General features: G+C 66.3%; 21 protein-coding genes. 16 read left to right on the forward strand and 5 right to left on the reverse strand.

Going from position 1 to position 21426, the window contains the following annotated elements:
- Positions 1-89 precede the first annotated feature (89 nt).
- Positions 90-986: an oxidoreductase gene (locus AC4ELH_RS09820; protein ID WP_498884460.1), complete on the forward strand. Its 897-nt coding sequence runs from the start codon at positions 90-92 to the stop codon at positions 984-986.
- Between the two features lie 36 nt (positions 987-1022).
- Complete coding sequence (locus tag AC4ELH_RS09825) at positions 1023-1526, forward strand: SRPBCC family protein (protein WP_448446541.1); 504 nt, start codon at positions 1023-1025, stop codon at positions 1524-1526.
- A 4-nt stretch (positions 1527-1530) separates the two neighbouring features.
- Here the strand turns inward: AC4ELH_RS09825 and AC4ELH_RS09830 are convergent, their stop codons facing one another.
- Positions 1531-3006: a carboxylesterase/lipase family protein gene (locus tag AC4ELH_RS09830; RefSeq protein ID WP_498884277.1), complete on the reverse strand. Its 1476-nt coding sequence runs from the start codon at positions 3004-3006 to the stop codon at positions 1531-1533.
- A 74-nt stretch (positions 3007-3080) separates the two neighbouring features.
- Between AC4ELH_RS09830 and ypfJ the strand changes: the two genes are divergently transcribed.
- From ypfJ to AC4ELH_RS09870, 8 genes are all read left to right on the forward strand, one after another.
- Entirely contained in the window at positions 3081-3974 is an 894-nt protein-coding gene (gene ypfJ, locus AC4ELH_RS09835; protein ID WP_064885379.1) for a KPN_02809 family neutral zinc metallopeptidase, read from the forward strand.
- A complete protein-coding gene (locus AC4ELH_RS09840; RefSeq protein ID WP_448457973.1) occupies positions 3967-5601 on the forward strand; it encodes a DUF885 domain-containing protein in 1635 nt (544 codons plus the stop codon). The genes ypfJ and AC4ELH_RS09840 overlap by 8 nt, the downstream gene beginning before the upstream one ends.
- A gap of 20 nt (positions 5602-5621) precedes the next feature.
- Positions 5622-6146, forward strand: coding sequence for a DinB family protein (locus AC4ELH_RS09845; RefSeq protein WP_448446534.1), 525 nt, complete (start codon positions 5622-5624; stop codon positions 6144-6146).
- Positions 6147-6229: 83 nt separating this feature from the next.
- A complete protein-coding gene (locus tag AC4ELH_RS09850; protein WP_498884462.1) occupies positions 6230-7111 on the forward strand; it encodes an RNA polymerase sigma-70 factor in 882 nt (293 codons plus the stop codon).
- Complete coding sequence (locus tag AC4ELH_RS09855) at positions 7111-7557, forward strand: SRPBCC family protein (RefSeq protein WP_448446532.1); 447 nt, start codon at positions 7111-7113, stop codon at positions 7555-7557. Before AC4ELH_RS09850 ends, AC4ELH_RS09855 begins: the two co-directional genes overlap by 1 nt.
- Before the next feature lie 32 nt (positions 7558-7589).
- Complete coding sequence (locus tag AC4ELH_RS09860) at positions 7590-8180, forward strand: TetR/AcrR family transcriptional regulator (RefSeq protein WP_498884280.1); 591 nt, start codon at positions 7590-7592, stop codon at positions 8178-8180.
- On the forward strand, positions 8177-9736 hold the full coding sequence (locus AC4ELH_RS09865; protein ID WP_498884282.1) for a flavin-containing monooxygenase: 1560 nt from the start codon (positions 8177-8179) through the stop codon (positions 9734-9736). The genes AC4ELH_RS09860 and AC4ELH_RS09865 overlap by 4 nt, the downstream gene beginning before the upstream one ends.
- Complete coding sequence (locus AC4ELH_RS09870) at positions 9733-10554, forward strand: mycofactocin-coupled SDR family oxidoreductase (protein ID WP_498884284.1); 822 nt, start codon at positions 9733-9735, stop codon at positions 10552-10554. Before AC4ELH_RS09865 ends, AC4ELH_RS09870 begins: the two co-directional genes overlap by 4 nt.
- Positions 10555-10630: 76 nt before the next feature.
- On the opposite strand, the gene AC4ELH_RS09875 is transcribed toward AC4ELH_RS09870, so the two are convergent.
- Together AC4ELH_RS09875 and AC4ELH_RS09880 are read right to left on the reverse strand one after the other, a co-directional pair.
- Positions 10631-11530, reverse strand: coding sequence for an acyl-CoA thioesterase (locus tag AC4ELH_RS09875; protein WP_498884286.1), 900 nt, complete (start codon positions 11528-11530; stop codon positions 10631-10633).
- Between the two features lie 14 nt (positions 11531-11544).
- Entirely contained in the window at positions 11545-12378 is an 834-nt protein-coding gene (locus AC4ELH_RS09880; RefSeq protein ID WP_064885363.1) for an LLM class flavin-dependent oxidoreductase, read from the reverse strand.
- Positions 12379-12469: 91 nt separating this feature from the next.
- Here AC4ELH_RS09880 and AC4ELH_RS09885 point away from each other — a divergent pair, with 91 nt between their 5' ends.
- From AC4ELH_RS09885 to AC4ELH_RS09900, 4 genes are all read left to right on the forward strand, one after another.
- Positions 12470-13108 (forward strand): TetR/AcrR family transcriptional regulator, encoded by a 639-nt coding sequence (locus AC4ELH_RS09885; protein WP_498884289.1) that lies wholly within the window; start codon positions 12470-12472, stop codon positions 13106-13108.
- Between the two features lie 112 nt (positions 13109-13220).
- On the forward strand, positions 13221-14450 hold the full coding sequence (locus AC4ELH_RS09890) for an amidohydrolase family protein (RefSeq protein ID WP_498884290.1): 1230 nt from the start codon (positions 13221-13223) through the stop codon (positions 14448-14450).
- 37 nt (positions 14451-14487) lie between these two features.
- Positions 14488-15648, forward strand: coding sequence for an acyl-CoA dehydrogenase family protein (locus AC4ELH_RS09895; RefSeq protein ID WP_498884292.1), 1161 nt, complete (start codon positions 14488-14490; stop codon positions 15646-15648).
- Positions 15645-16919: an acyl-CoA dehydrogenase family protein gene (locus AC4ELH_RS09900; protein ID WP_498884294.1), complete on the forward strand. Its 1275-nt coding sequence runs from the start codon at positions 15645-15647 to the stop codon at positions 16917-16919. Before AC4ELH_RS09895 ends, AC4ELH_RS09900 begins: the two co-directional genes overlap by 4 nt.
- A 112-nt stretch (positions 16920-17031) precedes the next feature.
- On the opposite strand, the gene AC4ELH_RS09905 is transcribed toward AC4ELH_RS09900, so the two are convergent.
- The gene (locus AC4ELH_RS09905) at positions 17032-18042 is read right to left on the reverse strand and encodes an Rv2578c family radical SAM protein (RefSeq protein ID WP_498884296.1); all 1011 of its coding nucleotides are present in this window, start codon (positions 18040-18042) and stop codon (positions 17032-17034) included.
- Positions 18043-18216: 174 nt separating this feature from the next.
- Between AC4ELH_RS09905 and AC4ELH_RS09910 the strand changes: the two genes are divergently transcribed.
- A complete protein-coding gene (locus tag AC4ELH_RS09910) occupies positions 18217-18510 on the forward strand; it encodes an alpha/beta fold hydrolase (protein ID WP_498884298.1) in 294 nt (97 codons plus the stop codon).
- A 170-nt stretch (positions 18511-18680) separates the two neighbouring features.
- Here AC4ELH_RS09910 and AC4ELH_RS09915 read toward each other — a convergent pair whose 3' ends face one another.
- Positions 18681-19835, reverse strand: coding sequence for a hypothetical protein (locus AC4ELH_RS09915; RefSeq protein WP_498884300.1), 1155 nt, complete (start codon positions 19833-19835; stop codon positions 18681-18683).
- Between the two features lie 143 nt (positions 19836-19978).
- Here AC4ELH_RS09915 and AC4ELH_RS09920 point away from each other — a divergent pair, with 143 nt between their 5' ends.
- Positions 19979-21415 carry a hypothetical protein gene (locus AC4ELH_RS09920; protein ID WP_498884302.1) on the forward strand — a complete coding sequence of 479 codons (1437 nt, stop codon included), beginning with the start codon at positions 19979-19981 and terminating at the stop codon, positions 21413-21415.
- Positions 21416-21426: the final 11 nt, after the last annotated feature.

Raw genomic sequence — 21426 nt, forward strand, 5'->3', positions numbered from 1 at the left:
CTGGTGGTGACGAGTGAACAGTCTAGAGAGTCGACCGGCGGCGCTAACGTGGCGATGTGGATGAGCGCTCGCGCGAAGGCCAGAAAGCACTGAACTCCCCCATCGCGGTCATCGGCCCGGGCGCCATCGGATCGACCATCGCGGCGCTCCTGCACGCGGCCGGACGGTCGGTTCTGTTGTGTGGCCGCACCCCGCGCGACGGCGTCGAAGTCCGGCCCGACGAGGGGGAACCCATCCGGGTACCGGGGCCGGTGCACACCGATCCCAACAGCGTGGAAGGCCCGCTCGACGTGGTCTTTCTTGCCGTAAAGGACACCCAGAACGCGCAGGCGGGGGCGTGGCTGGACCGGCTGTGCGACGAGAAGACCGTGGTGTGCGCGCTGCAGAACGGCGTCGAGCAGGTCGAGCGGGTCAGCGCCGTCGGCCCGCACACCGACGAGGCGCACGTCGTGCCGGCGGCGGTGTGGATCTCCTCGGAGATGCAGCCCGACGGCTGGGTGCGCCTGCGCAGCGAGGCCCGGCTGGTACTGCCCGACACCCCGGCGGCGACGATCGTGGCCGACGCACTGGACGGCACCGCGATCACCGCCGAACTGGATCCTGATTTCCGTAGCGCCACCTGGCGCAAGCTGCTGGTCAATGCCGTGGTCGGGTTCATGGTGCTGTCCGACCGGCGAGCGGGCATGTTCCGCCGTGACGATGTGGCCGCGCTGGCGCGGCGCTATCTGTCCGAGTGCCTGGCGGTTGCCCGCGCGGACGGCGCCGACCTGGGTGACGAGGTGGTCGGCGAGATCGTCTCCATGTTGGCCGCAGCGCCCGAGGACCTGACCACCTCGATGCTGACCGACCACCAGGCCGGCCGACCGCTGGAGTGGGATGTCCGCAACGGCGTCATCGTCCGCAAGGCGGCCGCCCACGGCCTGCCGACACCGATCAGCGACGTGGTGGTCCCGCTGCTGGCGGCGGCCGGCGACGGGCCGGGCTGACCCACCACTAGACACTCTCCCCTAGGGTGTCTACCCATGGCCCGGACCTACCAGTGCGAACGCGTCGAGTTGGATTTCATCGACCGTGCGCCGTTCCGCTTCGTCAGCACCGTCGACCTCGCCATCACTCCAGAGCAACTGTTCGAGGTGCTCAGCGACGCGACCTCGTGGCCGCACTGGGCCACCGTGATCACCAATGTGGAATGGACCAGCCCAGAACCCCGCGGCATCGGCACCACCCGCACCGTCACGATGCGCGGGCACATCACCGGCGACGAGGAGTTCCTGGCCTGGGAACCCTTCTCCCACATGGCTTTCCGGTTCAACACCAGCACCTCGAACGCGATATCGGCCTTCGCCGAGGACTACCGCGTCGTGGAGACCGGGGACGGCTGCCACCTGACCTGGGTGATGGCCATGAAACCCAGCGGACTGGCCGGCCGACTCGGGATGACGCTCGGACAGCCCGTGATGGCATGGTTGTTCCAGCGGTTCCTGCACAACCTCCGCCGGTATACCGACGAGCGCTACGGCAAGTAGGCCGCTAACCGAGCCCGTCCCACACCTGGCGTCGCACCGCGTCGGGATCGGCCACGGTCTCGTCACGCGTGGACCGGATCACCCGGGTCAACCGGCGGTCGGTGTCGTATTCCGGCCAGTCAGCGATCTCGGCCCGGGCGAAGTCCAGCCAGGTACGTTGCATTCGCCGGCCGACCGACGGCTGTACCCGGCGACCCAACGGGTGCAGCTTGCGTCCCAGATATGACCCGTAGCTGTGCTGGATGTGCACGATCTCGCTGCCGTGGGTGGCGCCAAGTCCCAGCACCCTGAGCGTCCACGTGGTGTGGTCGAACCGGTACACGTGAGTGGGCGCATGTGCACTGTAAGCATCGGCGAACGCCCAGGTGGGTGCACCGAACATGACGTCGGAGCCAAAGGCGATCAGCGCCCGGCGGCGCGGAAAATCGGGATAGGCGGCCAGCACCCGATCGCGGTCATCCGGACCGTGGCGCCGCAGATAGTCCTCGACCCCGGCCAGGGTGGTCGGCAGCATCGGCGGCTTACCCCAGGCGAACATCGACGCCTCGTGGCTGTTGGTGCCGATGATCAACGGCACCGCGGACACCGCACCCGCGCGTGCCGCCTCGGTCGGATGCAACGGCAGCAGATCGACACCGTGGGTCAGCCCGTAGGCCAACGTCGGTGTCTGCTGGGCACTCTCGAGCTGCAGTTGCCCCGCGGCCCGGCGCAATTGCCGCTGTGGCAGCACCTTGAGCTGCTCGGCCCCCACCCCGAGCAGTTGCATGAAGCGGCGCGACTGACGGGCCCGGTCTTCCCGGTCGGCGATCAACGGCAACGCCGGACTCTGCGCAATCGCCCGGTCGAACAACCCGTCGGCCGCCGGGCTGGCCAGCAGTGCCAACACCGATGTGGCACCGGCCGATTCACCGAACACCGTCACCTGCCGGGGATCGCCGCCGAATGCGGCGATGTTGTCGCGCACCCATTGCAGTGCGGCGATCTGGTCCCGCAGACACAGGTTGTCGTCGAATCCCTCACCCAGATCGCCGAGCTCGAATCCCCCGAACACGCCGAGTCGATACGTGACGTTGACGACCACCACGTTGCCGTTCTCGGCCAGCCGCGAGCCGTTGTACAGCTGCAGCTGGCCCGCACCGTAGACAAAGGCCCCGCCGGGGATCCACACCATCACCGGCAACGAGCCGCCCGTGTCCGGGGACCAGACGGTGACGGTCAGGCAAGCCTCGTCACGCACCTTGGGGTCGTCTCGGCCTCCCCCGACGAACGAACGGCCTTGTGGCGGCAACGGGCCGTGCTCGACGGCGTCACGCACTCCGGTCCAGGGCACCACCAGCCGCGGCGCCAGGAAACGCAGTGCGCCGACGGGCTGCTGGGCGTACTCGACACCTCGCCATACGCTGACCCCGCCTTCACGGGTACCGCGTAGCCGCCCCAGCGAGGTGTGGGCAATGGTCGAATGTTCCGCAACGACGGACACGTCTGAATCGTAGTGTGAAAAGCTTAACGGGCTGTTGAGCACGCACCTACCGGCGAATGCGATGGAGTGACGGGATGACCTTCAACGAGGGTATGCAGATCGACACGAGCACCACCTCCAGTTCCGGCGGTGGCCGCGGCCCCGGCCGTGGCATCGCGATCGGTGGAGGTCTCGGCGGTCTGTTGATCGTTGTGCTCGCGATGTTCCTGGGCGTCGACCCCGGCACCGTCATGCCGCAACAGCAGCAGCCGATGGACACCAGCAGCGCGGGCGGTGAGGGTTTCGACCTCAGCCAGTGCAAGACCGGCGCCGACGCCAACAGCAAGGTCGAATGCCGGGTGGTCGCCACCGGCAACTCCGTCGACGGCGTGTGGTCCCAGCTGCTCAAGGGATATACCCGTCCGCACGTCCGACTGTTCAAGGGACAGGTCCAGACCGGGTGCGGTCCGGCCACCAGCGACGTCGGCCCGTTCTACTGCCCCGTCGACAAGACGGCGTACTTCGACACCGACTTCTTCCAGGTGCTCGTCGATCAGTTCGGTTCCAGCGGAGGGCCCCTCGCACAGGAGTACGTCGTCGCCCACGAGTTCGGCCACCACGTGCAGGACCTGCTCGGCGTTCTCGGCCGGGCCCAGCGGGACCCCGAGGGCGCCACCGGTGCGGGCGTGCGCACCGAACTGCAGGCCGACTGCTACGCCGGCGTCTGGGCGCATTACGCGTCGATCACCCGGCAGGAGGGCACCGACGTCCCGTTCCTACAGCCACTGAGCGACAAGGACATCACCGACGCCCTGTCGGCGGCCTCCTCGGTCGGCGACGACCGCATCCAGAAGCAGGCCACCGGCCGGGTCAACCCCGAAGCGTGGACCCACGGTTCCTCCGAGCAGCGGCAGAAGTGGTTCACCATCGGCTACCAGACCGGTGATCCGAACAAGTGCGATACCTTCGCCGCGAACAACCTTGGCTAGGGCCGCCACCGCCGTCGACGCGGTAGCCGAGCGCTACCTCGATACCTATGCGCGGCTTGATCCTTGCGCCGCAACGGAACTCGGTATCACCGGCCACGACGACGAGGTGACCGACTACTCCCCAGAGGGAGTGGCAGCCCGCGCCGAAGCTGCCCGCGCAACGCTGCGGGAACTCGACGGGCTGGAGCCCGCCGACGATGTCGATGTGGTCACCGTGGCCGCGTTGCGCGAGCGCCTCGGAGCGGCGGTCGACGTTCACGATGCAGGCCTGGACCTGGGCGAGCTCAACGTCATCGCCTCACCGCTGCAAACCATGCGCGACGTATTCGACCTGATGGCCACCGACACCGAGGACGACTGGGCGCTGATCGCTGCGCGATTGGCGAAGGTGCCCGAACGTGTCGCCGGCTACGCGGACGCCCTACGTGCCGCGGCCGGCAGCAGTCACGGACCGGCCCTGCGCCAGGTCACCCGAGGAGTCACCCAGGCCCGGCAGATCGCCCAGTTGTTCGCCGAGATGGTCAGCGGAGCGGCACCGGAGAACCGGCAACTACAGGCGCAGCTAAAGCGGCGCTCCGAAGCCGCGGCCGACGCCTACCGACGACTGGGCGACGTGTTGCGGGAGGACATCGCCCCGCGTGCGCGCCAGTCCGATGCCTGCGGGCGGGACACCTACCGGCTGATGTCACGGCAGTTCCTGGGTACCGCCGTCGATCTCGACGAGGCCTACGAATGGGGCTTGGGCCTGCTCGATGCCGTTGTCGCCGAACAGGAATCGATCGCTCAGCAGCTCTACCCCGGGGCCACCGTGGCCGAGACGCTGCGCCGGCTGGACGACGAACCGCGCTACGTCATCACCGGTACCGATGCGCTGCAGGCCTGGATGCAGGATTTGTCCGACCGTGCGGTGGAGTCTCTGGCCGGCACCCACTTCGACATCGACGGGCCGCTTCGCACGCTGGAGTGCCGGATCGCGCCGACCCAGACCGGCGGAATCTACTACACCGGGCCGTCCGAGGACTGGTCTCGGCCCGGACGCATGTGGTGGTCGGTTCCACCCGGCGTCGAGCGGTTCCACACCTGGCAGGAAACCACCACGGTGTTCCATGAAGGTGTTCCCGGCCATCATCTGCAGATCGGCCGCGCGGTGGCGCTGGCCGACCGGCTCAACAGGTGGCGCCGGCTGGGCTGCTGGGTGTCGGGCCACGGTGAGGGCTGGGCGTTGTACGCCGAGCGGCTGATGGCCGAGCTGGGCTGGCTCGACGATGCCGGCGACCGCATGGGAATGCTTGACGCCCAACGGTTCCGAGCGGCCCGAGTGGTGCTCGACATCGGCGTTCACTGCGGCCTCACGGCTCCCGACGGCGAGGTGTGGGATGCCGAGCGGGCATGGAACTTCCTGACCTCGCATTCGGCCATGGCCGAGGAGAACCTGCGCTTCGAGCTCGACCGCTACCTCGGCTGGCCGGGCCAGGCTCCGTCGTACGCCATCGGGCAACGAATCTGGCACGAACTGCGCGACGACGCCCTGCGCCGGGGAGCATCTCTGCGGGAATTCCACAGCCGCGCTCTCGATCTGGGCGGATTGCCGCTCGATGTCCTCAGATCGGCGTTGTCAGCCGGCTGACCGGCGACAACACTGTGAGTATGGAAGCCCTGGAGCCTGACACCAAGGACTGGACCTGGGTACTGTCTCGCACCTGCACAGAGTGCGGGTTCGACCCGGCATCGGTGCACCACAGCGAGGTCGCCGGCATGATCCGCGACGATGCCGCACTGTGGGTACCCCGACTGCACGGCACCGGGGTCGATGTGCGGGCCCGTCCGGACCGCTGGTCAATCCTGGAGTACGGCTGCCACATCCGCGACGTGCACCGGATCTTCGAGCATCGGGTCCAGTTGATGTTGACCGAGCACGATCCCCGGTTCCCGAACTGGGATCAGGACGCCACCGCCATCGCCGACGACTACGGGTCGCAGGATCCCGGGGTGGTCGCGACCGAGCTGTACGAGGCGGCCGGGGTTGTCGCCGACACCTATGACCGGGTGCCGGCCGACGCGTGGTCGCGCCGCGGGTTGCGCAGCAATGGCAGCGAGTTCACCATCGCGACGATCGCGATCTACCACCTGCATGACATCGTCCACCACGCGTACGACGTCGCCGGGATGTGATGTGGTTCACAGCCGAAGGCTGTCACGGTTCGGAGCCCCAGCGGTGTCTGAGAGTGTGACGACCAACGGCACAGGGGGATCATCTGAACGACACCGAGGTATTCGCCGGCTACCGCCCGCTGCTCTTCACGCTGGCCTACGAGATTCTGGGTAGCGCCGCAGACGCCGAAGATGTGGTGCAGGAAAGCTACCTGCGCTGGATCGCGGCGGCCGACGTGACGCATCCGCACGCATATCTCGTGCAGGTCGTGACGCGGCAGGCGCTCAATGCACTGCGCGCCAGCAAGCGCCGACGTGAGGACTACGTCGGCAATTGGCTACCCGAGCCGATCCAGACCGAGTCCGACGTGAGCGAGGACGCCGTCCTCGCCGAGTCCGTATCCATGGCAATGCTGCTGGTCCTGGAGACACTCAGCCCCGACGAACGCGTGGTCTTCGTCTTGCACGAGGTGTTCAGCTACAGCTATCCCGAGATCGCGCCCGTGGTGGGCAAGTCCGATGCCGCGGTGCGCCAAATCGCCCACCGCGCACGCGAACACGTACACGCCCGACGACGACGCTTCACGCCGGACAAACAGCTGGCACGGACTACTGTCACCAGATTCCTGCGGGCCGCACACACCGGTGACATCGATGGCCTTGTCGCGGTGATGGCCCCCGACATCGTGGCGCTGTCCGACGGCGGCGGAAAGGTATCGGCGGCCCGCCGGCCGGTCGTCGGGCCACACCGCGTCGCACAATTCATGGCCGGGCTTGCCCAGGGCGCGATGGCCGAGTTCGACATCTCGTTCGGAAGTTACAACTCGATGCCCGCCGTGTCGTTCCTCCGGGACGGAGTGCTGGATTCGATCCTGCTCATCGAGCTGACCGGCGGACTCATCACCGCGCTCTACGCGATGCGCAATCCCGACAAGCTCCGCGACACCGCCACCACCCGCAGCCTGACCAGACAGCAGGAGAACTGATGCAGACCGTCACCGTCGAACGCTTTATCGGAGCACCGCAGGATGAGGTGTTCGAGTTCATGAGCAACGCAGCCAATTTCACGCGTTCTCCGTTGGTACTTCGACAGCGGCTGGCCGAGCCTGGCCGGCAAGCCCCCTACGGACAAGGAGCGGTACGCATCCTGGTCTGGGTGATCGGCTGGTTCCGGGAACGCATCACCGGTTACGACGCGCCGCACTCCTTCGACTACTCGGTCGAACGCAGCTTCCCTCCCTCGGAGCACCGGCATGGACGGGTGAGCTTCACCGCGGTGGATGGCGGCACCCGCGTCGTGTGGACCACGACGTTCCGGGTGAAGTTCCCACTCATCGGCGGAACTCTGACTCGTCGGGTTGGCCGTCCGATGCTGACCAGGGTGTTCAACGACGTGCTGGACGCCGCCGCGACGGATCTGGCCAAACTCTGACCACATTGAACAGATTTCGTTAATCTGTTCAAATGCGCGATACGGGCCGAGCGGTGTCACCCGCACTGCTCACCGCCACCGCTGCGACGCTCAGACTTTTGGGCCCAAGGCAATTCAGTCTCACCGCAGTCGCTGAACATGCGGGTGTATCCCGCGGCACCGTACATAATGCGCTGGGCAGTCGCGACAACGCGATCAGAATCGGGCTCGACCACCTGGCGGGCGCGTTCATCGAGACCATTGCCGCCGAAGTGGACCGTCACGACACGCTCGCGGAGCAGGTAGCTGCAGCCGCGGTCGTCATCTGCGCGCACCGGCAGCAGTCGGATTCCGTGGCGCCGCGCGGCATCAACGAGAGCATCCTCGTGCTACTGCTACGCAGCACCGGTGACGATCTGATGCGACGCTCGATCGAACTGTGGAAGCCGGCCGTGCAGGCGGCCCGGGAACGCGGGGAGGTCGGTCCAGGCGTCACCCCGGCACGGGCCGGCGAATGGATCGTGCGCCTGTTGCTGAGCTTCGAACTTCTCCCACCGATCGGCGTGAACCTCGACAGTCCACGTGCGGTCAAACGATTCGTGTCCGACCACATCGTCGTCGGCCTGACCGGAAGGCAGAAATGACCGAGCCAGATTACGAGGTGGCGATCATCGGCGCCGGCCCCGGCGGCATCGCGACGGCACACCTCTTGCGCCAGAAAGGTATCCACGACTTCGTCATCATCGAACGCGGCGACGACTTCGGCGGAACCTGGCGCGACAACCACTACCCGGGTCTCGCCGTCGACATCCCCACCCTGTGGTACCAACTGTCGTTCGCTCCCAACCCGAACTGGAGCAGGTTCTTCGCACCCGGCCCGGAAATTCACCGTTACCTGCAGGACACGGCGGCCGGTCTCGGACTCTATGAACACCTGCGGCCCGACTCCGAGGTGATCCGCCAGCAGTGGGACGACGAACACGGCCTGTGGCGATTGCAGATCCGCGGCGGGGAACCGGTGACGGCACGTTTCGTGGTCAGCTCGGTCGGCGGGTACGTCAATGCCAAGACCACCGTCGACATCGAAGGTGTCGACGACTTCACCGGGACGGTCCTGCGCCCCAACGCCTGGGACGACACCTACGACGCCAAGGGCAAGCGCATCGCCGTGATCGGCACCGGTTCCTCCGGCGTCCAGATCACCGCCGCGCTGTCCGCGGAAGCCGCCAATCTCGATGTCTACCAACGCACCCCCGCATGGGTGCTACCGAAAGTCGACTTCGACTTCGCTCCGTGGATGCGCCGACTGATGCGCTTACCCGGCGTCGTTCCAGCGGTGAACACAGTCGGTCGGCTGGCGATGGACATCTTCATGGTGGCACCCATCGTCCACGTCTTCTCCCGACTGCCGGACAACTGGCTCCGCCGCCTGATGCCGCTCTACGACGGTTGGTCCCAGATGCTGTACCGGTTGCTGCTGCGCGCCGTCGTCGACGACGCGGCCACCCGCCGAAAACTGGTGCCGCGCTATGGCATCCTGGCCAAACGGCCGGTGATCTCCAGCGCATTCCTGCCGGCACTGAACAACCCCGGCACCAACCTGATCACCACGCCGATCGAACGGATCACCGCGACCGGAATCCGCACCACCGACGGCGTCGATCATCCGGCCGACCTGCTGGTGCTGGCCACCGGTTACGAACTGTGGATCGATCCGGAGACCTACCGGCCAGACACCATCGTCGGCCCCAACGGTTTCGATCTCGCCCAGTACTACCGCGCGCACGGTCTGCAGAGCTACGCCGGGACAGCCCACCCACGGCTGCCCAACCGCTGGGAGATCGTCGGCCCGCTCGGCTTCGTCGGATTCGCCTGGCTGGACTATGTCGAGACCGTGGCCGCCCACGCCGTGCGGATCATCCACGAGACCCGCCGCCGCGGTGCACAGGTCGCGACCGTCAGCCAGGACGCGTTCAACCTGTGGAATGAGCGGATGCGTCGCGACGGCCGGGTCGCACACCTGTACTACACCGCTACGTCGGGCCTGAACAGCTATTTCGTCAACTCCCAGTACGAGACTCCGTATTACCGGCCGCAGACGATCACCGGATCCCGACAGTTCGCCCGTCACTCCCCGCTGTCCGACTACCAATTCACCAATGTCCGCGTCACCGCACTACCCGAGGAGCAACCCGCATGACTGATCTTTCACTGGCCGGGCGGGTCGCCTATGTCACCGGTGCCGCGCGCGGCCAGGGCCGTTCGCACTGCGTGCGACTGGCCCGAGCCGGAGCCGACATCGTCGCGCTCGACGCCTGCGCACCCGTCGCCGCCCAGAACGGTTACGCCGCAGCCACTCCGGAGGACCTCGCCGAGACCGTGGCCCTCGTCGAGGGCGAGGGGCGCAAGATCCTGGCCCGGGAGGTCGACGTGCGGGATGCCGAGGGCCAGAAGCGGCTGGTGGCCGATGCGGTCGAACAATTCGGCCGGCTCGACATCGTCGTGGCCAACGCCGGTGTGCTCAATTGGGGCCGGCTGTGGGAGATTCCGGCGCAGCAGTGGCAGGAGATCATCGATATCAACCTCACCGGAGTGTTCAACACGGTCCAAGCGGTGGTGCCGCCCATGATCGAGGCAGGCAACGGCGGTTCGATCATCGCGGTCAGCTCGGCGGCAGGCATCAAGGCGGTGCCCGGGTGCGGCCACTACTGCGCAAGCAAGTTCGGTGTCGTCGGGCTCACCAATTCACTGGCGGTCGAGCTCGGTGAGTTCGGAATCCGAGTGAACTCGATCCACCCGTACGGCACGGACACCCCGATGGGTAACGACCTGTCGATGTATCAGATGTTCGCCGACCATCCGAACTACATCCACAGCTTCTCCCCCGGGGCCCTGCCGACGGATTCACTCGCCCCGCCCGACAACATCTCGGACATCGTGCTGTGGCTCGCCAGCGATGCGTCGTCGTTGGTCACCGCCGCTCAGATCCCGGCAGACAAGGGGTATCTGAAGATCTAGTTCTCCTGCCGAGCAGACGCGTAGGTACCCTTGCAAGCACATTTCGGGGTGCCTACGCGTCTGCTCGCGCAAGAAACTACAGCCGCGAGTGCTCGGAGATGTTGGTGTCGGTGGTGCGCAGCGGACGGATCAGCGCGTCCTGGCTGAATGAGGCGATGAGTTCGCCTTCCTCGGTGTGCACCGCGCCGCGCACATACGACATACCCGCGCCCACCTGGGTGCTCTCGTGGCTGTAGAGCAGCCACCCGTCCCACCGGACCGGCTCGTGGAAACTCACCGTGACCGTCATCGGCGCGGTCGAGACAGTTAGGTGGGCCTGCGCGGTACCGATGCCCTCATGCGCTCGCATCGTGGTCGAAATGCCCAGGTGCCCCGTGAAATATGCGATCAGCGCCTTGGCCAGATCGTCTCGGGCCGGCACCGGATCGTAGCGCAGCCAGGCGTACAGCTCGGGCGGTCCGACCTCGTCGGGGCTGTTGACGTCGACAACGTCGACCACACGCAGTTCCCGTCCGATCATCGGCATGTGCGAAACATTCGAGTCCGCCGGGCCGGCGACCTCGGGCCGCGGCAGGTGATGCCGGATCACGTCGCCGGAGGGCACATCGGTGAACACCGTGATGGTGATGCAGCGCTTGCCGTTCTGTGACGCCGCGATCACCGCGGTAGCTGTCGACCGGCCTTCGCTGATCACATCGACGTCGAGCTCGACCGGTGGGCCCACCATCACAGCCCGGGCGAACACCGCGTGAGCCGACCGCACCGACTTGTCCGGAAAGCGTTTCGCCGCCGCGACGATCGCGGCGCCCACGATCTGGGTGCCTTCGACCACCTGACGCTCGTCGACACCGGCGATGCCGGTCTGGACGGTGAAACGGTTCTCCCCCGTGGGTTCGGCATCGAACAGGTCCAGCAGCATCTGCAGTGTCCACTGGGTCGGTTCGGCCTCTTGGGGTGCCTCGGATTCTGCGGTCATGACTTCCTCTCTTTTCACGCGTTGATGACTGTCTCGGCGAATTCCGAAATGGTTTGGGGTGCGGCAAAATCGGCGAACCACACATAGAAGCGTTCGACGCCCTGCGCGGACAGCTCTGCGAAGTGGGCGGTGAGTTCAGCGGCGTTGCCGCACACCAAGCCGTCGCCGAGGTGCCCGAACAGTCGGGTGCTACGTTCGGTGACTGCCGTGCGATCGGCGTCGCGGCCGACGAAGCCGACCATCTGTTGCAGGGAGGCTCGTGCCGAGCCCACTGTCGGCAGCAACGCGGGCAGCCGATCGAGCTGATGCGACGGAATGTTCCACCAGTCGGCGTGGGCCCGCACCAGTTCCATCATGCGCTTGCCGGTTCCGCCCAGCACCAACGGAATTGGATGGGACGGACGCGGGACCTGCCCACGCTCACCGTCGCCCCAATACTGGTGCAGCAGATCCAAATTCTCGCCGAGCCTGCGTACCCGTGCTGCCGCGTCGCCGCTCTCGATGCCGAACCGCTCGAACTCCTGGGGCCAGGACCCGGATCCGAGGCCCAGTTCGAAGCGCCCGCCACTGGCCTCGGAAAGAGTGACGGCCTGCTTGGCCAACACCGACGGATGACGGAACGCATCGCACAACACCAGGTGGCCGATCCGCAGCCGCTCGGTGCGCGCCGCCACCCACGTCGCGACGGTCATTGCCTCCCAGATGTTTTGGTGAGTGGCACCGGGTGCCTCCAGATGGTCGATGAAGGCAATGCCGTCGAAGCCACTAGCCTCGGCCACCTGGGCACGTTCAACGACGTCGTCGACGGCCAGCCGGACCTGGGGCAGGAACAGGAACCACTCACTCATCGCTGCAACACATAATCACAAGCCGCCTATTGCTTCTACAGAAACGGTAACGTCATTCTCGCAAGTGCAGCATGACGGAGGTGATGGCGCAATGGCTAGGCCGGCCGGACGACCACCCGAAGGCGCGCGCGCCGAGGCACAAGCAGACCGGGCCCGCAGGTTCATGAAATCGGCGTTGGCAATCCTGGGCGAAACCGGACGCACCGACTTCACGGTCCTGGAGGTGGTGGAACGCTCCAAGACCTCCTTGCGATCCTTCTACCAGCATTTTTCCACCAAGGATGAGCTTCTACTGGCACTCATCGACAAGATCATGGCCGAGTCCACGCAGCGCTGGCACGCCGATACCGACGGGCTCGCCGGCCCCGAAGCACTCCGGTCGTTGATCGAGCGCATCACCATCCCGGCGTCGTCGAGCACCCAGGACAGCATCAACCGCGGCCTGACCTTCTACAACGACCATCTCGCCGAGTCGCTACCGCGCGAATACGCGCGGGTGCTGGCACCACTGCACGAGCTCATCGGCGACATCCTGCGGCGCGGAATGGATTCGGGGGTGTTCCGGTCCGACATCGACGTCCAGAGCACCGCCGCCCTGATCATGCAGTCGGTCCTGGGTGCGATGCGGCTGCGTTCACTGGGAGTCGAACTCAATGGCGCGCCGATCGACGGGGAGCACATCTACGAGTTCTGCGTGCGCGGTCTCCTGACCCTTCAGCGCCCCGTCTGACCAGCAGCTTTCCGATCAATTGAGCGATCGCCCGAATGGGCTCGTCGACCCTGCTCATCCCGTGGTAACGTCATTACCAGTTTCGGAAATCACACTCTTTCAGGAGGCGAACATGCCCTCACGCGAGCTTCCCTACCCGGTGTTCGACGCCGACAACCACTTCTATGAGCCCAAAGAGGCGCTCACCCAGTTCCTGCCCGACAATCGCAAGGGCGTCATCGACTACATCGATGTGCGCGGCCGTACGAAGATCGTGGTGCGCAACCAGATCAGCGACTACATCCCGAACCCCACGTTCGAGGTCGTCGCGCGGCCGGGTGCCCAGGAGGAGTATTTCCGGCACGGCAGCGGAGGCAAGAGCTACCGCGAGGTGATGGGCAAGCCGATGAAGGCGATCCCGGCATTCCGCAATCCGGAAGCGCGCCTTGAGGTTCTGGACAGCCTCGGCCTGGACTACACGATCATGTTCCCGACATTGGCCAGCCTGGTCGAGGAACGGCTGAAGGACGATCCGGATCTGATCCTCGACATCATTCATGCGCTCAACGAATGGATGTACGAGACTTGGCAATTCAACTACTCCGACCGCATCTTCTCCACCCCGGTCATCAATCTCGGCGTCGTGAACCGTGCCCTCGAAGAGCTTGAGTGGTGCCTGGAACGCGGGGCGAAGACCGTGCTGGTCCGCCCGGCGCCGGTACCCGGTTACCGCGGTACCCGCTCGATGGGCCTTCCGGAGTTCGACCCGTTCTGGGACGCCTGCGTGAAAGCGGGCATCCCGGTGTGCATGCACGCTTCGGACAGCGGGTACGCGCAGTACCTCAACGACTGGGAGCCGGCCGACGAGTTCCTCCCGTTCAAGCCGACATCGTTCCGGATGGTGGCGATGGGCAAGCGTCCGATCGAGGACACCATGGCCGCGCTGGTCTGCCACGGCGCACTGACCCGCAACCCGGACCTGCGAATCCTGTCGGTGGAGAACGGCGCCTCGTGGGTGCCGTACCTGTTCTACCAGTTCAAGGACGTCTACTCGAAGATGCCGCAGGAGTTCCCCGAGGATCCGATCGAGGCGTTCAAGCGCTGCGTGTACGTCGCCCCGTTCTGGGAGGACGATTTCAAGAAGATGGCCGACCTGTGCGGCATCGACCGCATCATCTTCGGATCGGACTGGCCGCACCCCGAGGGACTGGCCGATCCGATCAACCTCGTCGATGATCTGGTGGCACACGGCCTCGACGACGAGGGCGTCCGAAAGGTCATGGGCGGCAACCTGGTCGACCTGTTCAAGGTCGAGAACAAGAAGGTGTACCGACCCGATGTTCCCGCACTCGTACTGAACTGATCCAGTCCCCTCCACCCCTACGAAGCTGGGCGACTACATGACAGATGTGGCAAATCCCGAACAGATGCTGTTCACCTCCACCGCACAGGCCTTCCTCGAGAAGGAGGTGCCGCTGAGCCGCGTGCGTGAACTCCATGCCGAGGGCAACGCCTTCGACACCGGTTGGTGGGGACGCGCAGCCGAATTGGGTTGGGCCAGCCTGCTCGTACCCGAGGAGCTGGGCGGCGGGAGTCCGTCCGGAGACGGTGTGACCGACCTGGCGCTGCTTGCCGAGCAGGCCGGCCACACCGTGGCCCCCGGTCCGCTGCATCCGGTCAGTATCGTGCTGGCCGGCCTCGTCGAATCACCGGACGGGCACGAGGAACTCATCGAATCACTGGTTGCCGGCGAGACCGTGGCATCGTGGGCGGCCTACGAACCCAAGCGGCCATTCGGAGCCCTGCAGTCCGTCACCGGCGTCGGCACCACGGCCACCCGTACCGACGCGGGCTACCGCATCGACGGCGTCAAGGACCGCGTCGAAGCCGGCGACCAGGCCGGCACGGTCCTGGTGGTTGCCGTCTGCGACGGCCAGATCCGGCAGTTCGTCGTGCCGACCGACGCCACCGGCGTCACCGTCAGCCCCCAGAAATCGGTGGACCTGGTCAAGCGTTATGCCCGAGTGCAATTCGATGGCGTGGAGGTCGACGAGTCCGCCGTGGTGGGGACGGCCGAGGACACCCCGTCGATCATCGAACGCCAGCGCCAGGTCGCCCTGGTGCTGCAGTGCGCCGAGATCGTAGGAATCCTCGACGCGGTACTCACGATGACCAATCAGTGGCTCAGCGACCGGCACAGCTTCGGCCGTCCACTCGCGTCGTATCAAGCTCTCAAACATCGCGCCGCCGACATGAAGATGTGGTTCGAAGCAGCGCGCGCCACCACCATCGGAGCCGTGGCGGCAGTGGCCGAACGCTCACAGGAAGCACCGAAACTCGTCAGCGTCGCGAAAGCCTATGTGGCCGAACGGGCACCGGTGATGCTGCAGGACTGCGTGCAGTTACACGGCGGCATCGGGGTGACCTGGGAGCACGACCTGCACCTGTTCCTGCGGCGGGTCGCGCTCTACCGGGCGCTCTACGGATCACCCGAAGACCACCACCGCGCCGTGTACGCGTTGAGCCGCAAGACCCGCGCAGCCGAGGAGATCGGGGCATGACCGACACCGTGAGCACCGCAGCAACAACAGAGTCCGTCGAACAGTTCGCACTGCGCGCCCGGACCTGGCTGGCCGAGAACATGCCGCCCATCAACCCCGACAACCCGCCGTTCGCGGTACGCGCCGAGAATGAATCCTGGGAGCGGGCCAAGGAACTGCAGAAGCGCCTCTACGAAGGCGGCTTCGCCGGCATCTGCTTCCCGAGCGAGTACGGCGGCCTTGGCCTCGATTACGCGTACCAGAAGGCATTCAACGACGAATGCCGGAACTACGAGATGCCGTTGATCCTCAACACCCCGTCGTTCACCATCTGCGGCGCAACCATTCTCGACATGGGCAGCGAAGACCAGAAACGTGAGCGCATCTCGGCCGCGATCCGAGGCGATGAGGTCCTGTGCCAGCTGCTGTCCGAGCCCAGTGGCGGATCGGATCTCGCCGGTGTGATCACCCGAGCCGAGCTCAAGGGCGACACCTGGATCATCAACGGCGCCAAGACCTGGAGCACCAGCGCTTTTGCCGCCGACTACGGGTTGATGCTGGCCCGCACCGACTGGACCGTGCCCAAACACGAAGGTCTGACCATGTTCCTGGTGCCGCTCAACGCGCCGGGCATCACGATGCGCCGCATCACCGAAGTGAACGGCAACGAGGAATTCTGCGAGGAGTTCTTCGACAATCTCGAGCTGCCCGCTGACGCCGTGGTGGGCGACGTCAACGACGGGTGGACCGTCGCCTCGCGTCAGCTGCACCATGAGCGTCGGGCAGTCGGTGGCGGTTCGGAGTTCGCCAGTGGGACCGGGGCCGAGAACGCGAACGAGATGCCGCCGGACCACGTCGGGCTGGCCGAGGCCACCGGGCAGGGCGACGACGCCCGGGTGCAGGACCTGGCGGGTCGTGCGCTCGTGCGGCGCATGGTCAAGAAGCAGCTGATCGATCACGTCGGCAAGGCGATCGGAAACGGTTCGCTGCCACCGAATGCGGGGACGTTGATCCGGCTGTTCCATGCCGAGACCACCGAACTTGAGGTGGACACCGCGCTGGCCATCGCCGGTACGGCCGGCGTCGTCGACGAGGGTTCTGACGACGCCCCGGAGTTGGCCGGGCTGATGGAGATCGGAGTGCGCTACCTGTCCCGGCAGACCGGGTCACTGGGCGGCGGCAGTTCGGAGATGGCGCGCAATGTCATCGGCGAGCGGATCCTCGGCTTCCCCCGTGAGCTCGCGGCCGACCGCGGCGTGCCGTTCAATCAGGTCAAACGCAACAAGAGCTGACTGCGTCGCGGCGTACAGCGGGCATCACACGACGCACGGTTCCGAAGTTGTTCGTCGACGCCGAGCCGGGCCCCCTCGGCGCGGTCGCCGACTTCGTTCGCGGCCTCGCCCACTAGAAGAGAGCCGGTTGGGTCGGTGCCGGGGCTTCGTGTACCGGCCCGACGCGCGCGGCGGGCGCCGGGCCCGTCAGACCGTGCCGGGCGACCAGTGGCCGCACCCGGGCCCGAAGCATGTCGCGGTAGTCGGGCGGCAGATACGCTCCGCGCCGGTACAACCGCTGATAATCGGCAACCAGTTCGGGACGCTCACGCTGCAGCCAGGACATGAACCAACCGCGGGTCGTCCCCCGCAGATGCAGACCGAACACGGTCACGCTGCCTGCCCCGGCAGCAGCGATACGACCCAGCAGGTCGTCGAGTTGCTCAGCCGAATCGGTGAGATATGGCAGCACCGGCGCAACCATCACATGACACCGCAGCCCGGCGTCGCGTATCGCCGCGATGAGACCCAACCGCGCTTCGGGCGACGGGGTTCCGGGTTCGACCGTGCGGTGCAGCTCCGGATCGCCGACCGCCAGCGACACCGCCACGCTCACGTCGACGCGACGAGATGCCTCGGCGATCTGCGGCAGGTCACGACGAAGCAGCGTGCCCTTGGTGAGTATGGAGAACGGGGTACCCGAATCAGACAGCGCCGCAATGATTCCCGGCATCAAGGCGTATCTGCCTTCGGCGCGCTGGTAGGGATCGGTGTTGGTACCGAGCGCAACGGTCTCGCGCGTCCAGGACCGGCGCCGCAACTCGCGGGCCAACACCTCGGCGACGTTGGTCTTCACCACGACCTGAGTGTCGAAGTCCGTGCCGCTGTCGAACTCGAGATACTCATGGGTCGGACGGGCAAAGCAGTACCGGCAGGCGTGGCTACAGCCGCGGTAGCCGTTGACCGTGTACCGGAAGGGCAACATCGACGCTGTCGGCACCTTGTTCAGCGCCGATTTGCACAGCACCTCGTGAAACGTGATGCCCTCGAACTGCGGCGTACGCACGCTGCGTACGAAACCGAGCCGCTGCAGACCGGGCAGCGCCCCGTCGTCAGCGCGCACCGCCTGGTCGTCCCACCGCATACCGACATCGAACAATTGTTCGATATGAATGTCAAGGTAATTCCATGCGTGTGTCGATGTTCCGCCCGAACAGAGGAACACCGTCGGCCACAACGGGGTTGCGTAGCAGGTGGGCCGCCGAGCGATCAGCAGCGGCACCGGAATTCGACATTTCACGATTGGACTTGCGCCAGAATGACATTCACGCAATCGCAACCCGGCACGATCGACTACCACCGGGCCGGCACCACACTGAGTTGCCAGGTTCGCCCCGGTATCGGCACTCCCCTGCTACTTGTCCCAGGTGTCATGGCCGACGCAGCGACATGGAGTCCCGTGGTCGACGCCATCGAGCTACCCAACCCGGTAATCACACTCAACCGTCGTGGCCGAGTCCCCAGCGGTGCCCTGGGCACCGACTATTCAGTGGACGTCGGGGTGGCCGATCTGCGGCACATCCTCGACCAAGTCGGCGAGGCCCACAGATAGGACTGGGTGCGCCGATGCCGCGGTTTCGGGTACGGCATCGGCGCGCGCCGTGGGCGCTTGCCCAGTCAATCGCCCATCGGATCGGAAGCGGAACCGCCCGACGCGCACTCACTTATCGAACAACAGTTCGAGTACGTCGTCAACACTGTTCCCAGTCCGTGGGATCACGTTCAGTCTGCCGAGCCGGGTCCCGGCTCGAGCGCCAGCCGAACCTGGGATTCGATCGCGGCGACGACCGGACGCGGCAGGTGTACCCGGCCACGCCCGTCGAGGTCGACGACTATCTGCTGCACCTTGCGCAGATATGACGTCTTCTCCCCTGGCTGGTCGGTGGCTTGCGCGTGGTTGTAGAGCTTGGCGGCGGTATCCAAGTCGGCGCGGTCGTCGTCGGCCAAGTAACTGGTCCCGGTGGCTTTTCCGTCGCGCTCGCACCGAACCCATTGGCGCCGCAGCGCATCGACCGCCGCGCGGTAACGCCCGGCGAATGCGGCGTCCGGGTAGGCGTCGGTGGCCAACGCCTGGGCCTCCTCCAACGCGGTATGGAAATCCATCACGTGCTCGCGGGTGATGTCGGTGACGCCGGGATAACGCAGGTACAGCGCGGGCTCCAGTTCGTAGGCGCCGTATTCGGACAACACCCGCCGGTGGACCGCGCGCGCAGCCTCCCACAGCCGGACGTCGGCCGCCGGGGACACGGGTGGCTCAGCCGCCGGGGACACAGGCGGCTCCTCCACCCTGGCGGCGACGGGCTCCGCCGGCGCGCCGGGCTGACCACCTGCCGGCCTCATCTGCTTGTACTTGCGCGGCTTCTCGGGGACCGCGCGCCGCAGACGCCGCAGGATCTCGGCGGCGACCGGATCGTCCTCCAGGACCGCGACGTGAAAGTCGGCGCCATCGCGGAAGGTCAACTGCAGATAGCGCACACCTTGGACTCGAAGGTCACGGTCAGCGAGCGCGATGCGGGTCTCGGGCGACTCTTCGGCGGAGAGGCCCACATCGACGAGATCGGACAGCGAGCGCACGACATCCTCGCTGTCTTCGGTTCCGATCAGGACCTGCCCGTCGACAAGCGCGAGTCGAACCGCGGCTCGTCGACCTGCCATTCGACCGACGACGCTGTACAGCACCGAACTGGTCAGTGACGCACCGACAACCACGATGACGATCGCCGGGGGCACCCCACTGGCCACGAGGATCAGCAGCAAGGGCGCTGCTGCCAACAGCAGCGCTGCGCAGACACCCCGGCGGATGCGGGTTGGAGTGTCGAGGTATTCGGTGCGGGAGATCAGCGCGAGATTCTCACCGGCCGGCGCGTCCACGCTCATGCCGCCGCAACCGTCCAACGCACCCCGCCGACACTACCGTGCAACCACTGGCCAGTGGCATCTGCGTATGGTTGACCCATGGCTGACGACCCGCAGCAACGCCGCCGGGCCCGGCTGGACCGCCGAAAGGTCGTTGAGTAGAGGTGAATTCGATTCTTCGCTCGATCGCAGGTGGCGTGTGCGTCGGCTCCGGCATCGCGATCGGGGCCTACTCGGGTGGCTGGTTCCTGGTGCTCGCGGTCGTTCTCGCGACGTTGGGGATCGGGATGGTGGCCGGCACGTTCACGCGGTCGGTCACCGCCGCGCCCGCCGGTGCACTGGTCCCGGTGGCCGTGGACCTGATCGACCGCTCGGCGCCGGCTCCGGCGGTCGCGTCGACCGTCGTCGCGGGCGAGGCACGGCCGCCCCGAGACGTACCGTTCCGGTTTCACCGTCACGCCAACCTGTCCCGCGCGCAGATCGCCGGCCTCGTCGCCGATGGTCGCGGCGAATTGCCGTCGGAGGCAATCGGAACGCCTGGCAGCACTGCGGTCATCGAGCACGGTCCCACGCGGGCCCACGCACCGGCGGCTCTGACGGCGGTGGCGGCGATGTGGGCCACGATGCTGCTCCCTCCGAGCGACATCTGGGATCTCAAGCCGTTGACCAGAAGTGTGTCGACCGCGGTTCCCGGCATCACCTCGGACGACCCCGATACGAAACCGCTGTGGCAGTGGTACGACGAACTTCTCGCCCACCTGCGTGCGGAGTCGCCGGATCTGCTCGATGCGCTGCTGGAGATCGACATCCGCGACAGCTATGTCACCGCAATTGTGTACCTCGGTGGAGACCGGAGCCGGAGCTACGAAGGCCGTACCCGCGGCTGGGAAACCACCGAGTCCACGACCGGCGGACGCAGCCGCGACACCTTCAGTGTCGGGGAACTGCAGGCCTTTTCGGCGAGGAACTATCTGTCTACGGCAATGGCGATGCTGCCGCCGGACAACAACGAGCCCACGCGCCTCGCCATCTCCCGTGAGGACGACGACATCTTCGGGGCCGAACGGCCGGTGCTGATCGACGGCTGGTTCGGCAACCCCAACGTCACGGTGATGGGCAAACCCGACGGCACCGTCGCGCCGTGGTGGCCCGCCGACGATGTCGGCGCCGGGCTGGCGCAGGCGGAGGCCGCACTGGTCGCCCGCGGGCTGTCGACCTCAGAACCGATCCTCAAGAACATCGAGCTGTCGGACGACAAGGGCGGATTCTGGCTCACCTTTTTCCGGGGCGACTACTACTACCGCACGCATGTGAACGCCGGCGGATTCACCACGCCGGATGATCCGATGAGCGACGACACCCGGTCACCCCGGTTCAGGTTCACCGACATTTCCCCCACCGTCGTGGCACAGGTGCGTGAGGATGCGATGCGCCGCTATGGAGTCGACCCGGTGGACCGCGGGAAAGCCAAGATCACCATCGGTGCGTGGGGCAGCGACGCCGGTGACCGCGAGGATCAGGTCGTGATCAAGGTGGACTACCACGACGCGCACGGCGACGAGGCGGTCTACGCGTTATCCGGCGAGTACCTCGCCGGATAACGCGGGCGGGT

This window comes from Mycobacterium shunyiense (assembly GCF_058270075.1).

What these genes read in the sequence shown, in the direction of transcription:
- AC4ELH_RS09915 (WP_498884300.1), bottom strand. Translation starts at nt 19,835, where the DNA reads ATGAGCGTGGACGCGCCGGCCGGTGAGAATCTCGCGCTGATCTCCCGC.
- AC4ELH_RS09895 (WP_498884292.1), top strand. Translation starts at nt 14,488, where the DNA reads ATGACAGATGTGGCAAATCCCGAACAGATGCTGTTCACCTCCACCGCA.
- AC4ELH_RS09855 (WP_448446532.1), top strand. Translation starts at nt 7,111, where the DNA reads ATGCAGACCGTCACCGTCGAACGCTTTATCGGAGCACCGCAGGATGAG.
- AC4ELH_RS09880 (WP_064885363.1), bottom strand. Translation starts at nt 12,378, where the DNA reads ATGAGTGAGTGGTTCCTGTTCCTGCCCCAGGTCCGGCTGGCCGTCGAC.
- AC4ELH_RS09885 (WP_498884289.1), top strand. Translation starts at nt 12,470, where the DNA reads ATGGCTAGGCCGGCCGGACGACCACCCGAAGGCGCGCGCGCCGAGGCA.
- AC4ELH_RS09825 (WP_448446541.1), top strand. Translation starts at nt 1,023, where the DNA reads ATGGCCCGGACCTACCAGTGCGAACGCGTCGAGTTGGATTTCATCGAC.
- ypfJ (WP_064885379.1), top strand. Translation starts at nt 3,081, where the DNA reads ATGACCTTCAACGAGGGTATGCAGATCGACACGAGCACCACCTCCAGT.
- AC4ELH_RS09870 (WP_498884284.1), top strand. Translation starts at nt 9,733, where the DNA reads ATGACTGATCTTTCACTGGCCGGGCGGGTCGCCTATGTCACCGGTGCC.
- AC4ELH_RS09900 (WP_498884294.1), top strand. Translation starts at nt 15,645, where the DNA reads ATGACCGACACCGTGAGCACCGCAGCAACAACAGAGTCCGTCGAACAG.
- AC4ELH_RS09875 (WP_498884286.1), bottom strand. Translation starts at nt 11,530, where the DNA reads ATGACCGCAGAATCCGAGGCACCCCAAGAGGCCGAACCGACCCAGTGG.
- AC4ELH_RS09860 (WP_498884280.1), top strand. Translation starts at nt 7,590, where the DNA reads ATGCGCGATACGGGCCGAGCGGTGTCACCCGCACTGCTCACCGCCACC.
- AC4ELH_RS09890 (WP_498884290.1), top strand. Translation starts at nt 13,221, where the DNA reads ATGCCCTCACGCGAGCTTCCCTACCCGGTGTTCGACGCCGACAACCAC.
- AC4ELH_RS09910 (WP_498884298.1), top strand. Translation starts at nt 18,217, where the DNA reads ATGACATTCACGCAATCGCAACCCGGCACGATCGACTACCACCGGGCC.
- AC4ELH_RS09865 (WP_498884282.1), top strand. Translation starts at nt 8,177, where the DNA reads ATGACCGAGCCAGATTACGAGGTGGCGATCATCGGCGCCGGCCCCGGC.
- AC4ELH_RS09905 (WP_498884296.1), bottom strand. Translation starts at nt 18,042, where the DNA reads ATGCGGTGGGACGACCAGGCGGTGCGCGCTGACGACGGGGCGCTGCCC.
- AC4ELH_RS09845 (WP_448446534.1), top strand. Translation starts at nt 5,622, where the DNA reads ATGGAAGCCCTGGAGCCTGACACCAAGGACTGGACCTGGGTACTGTCT.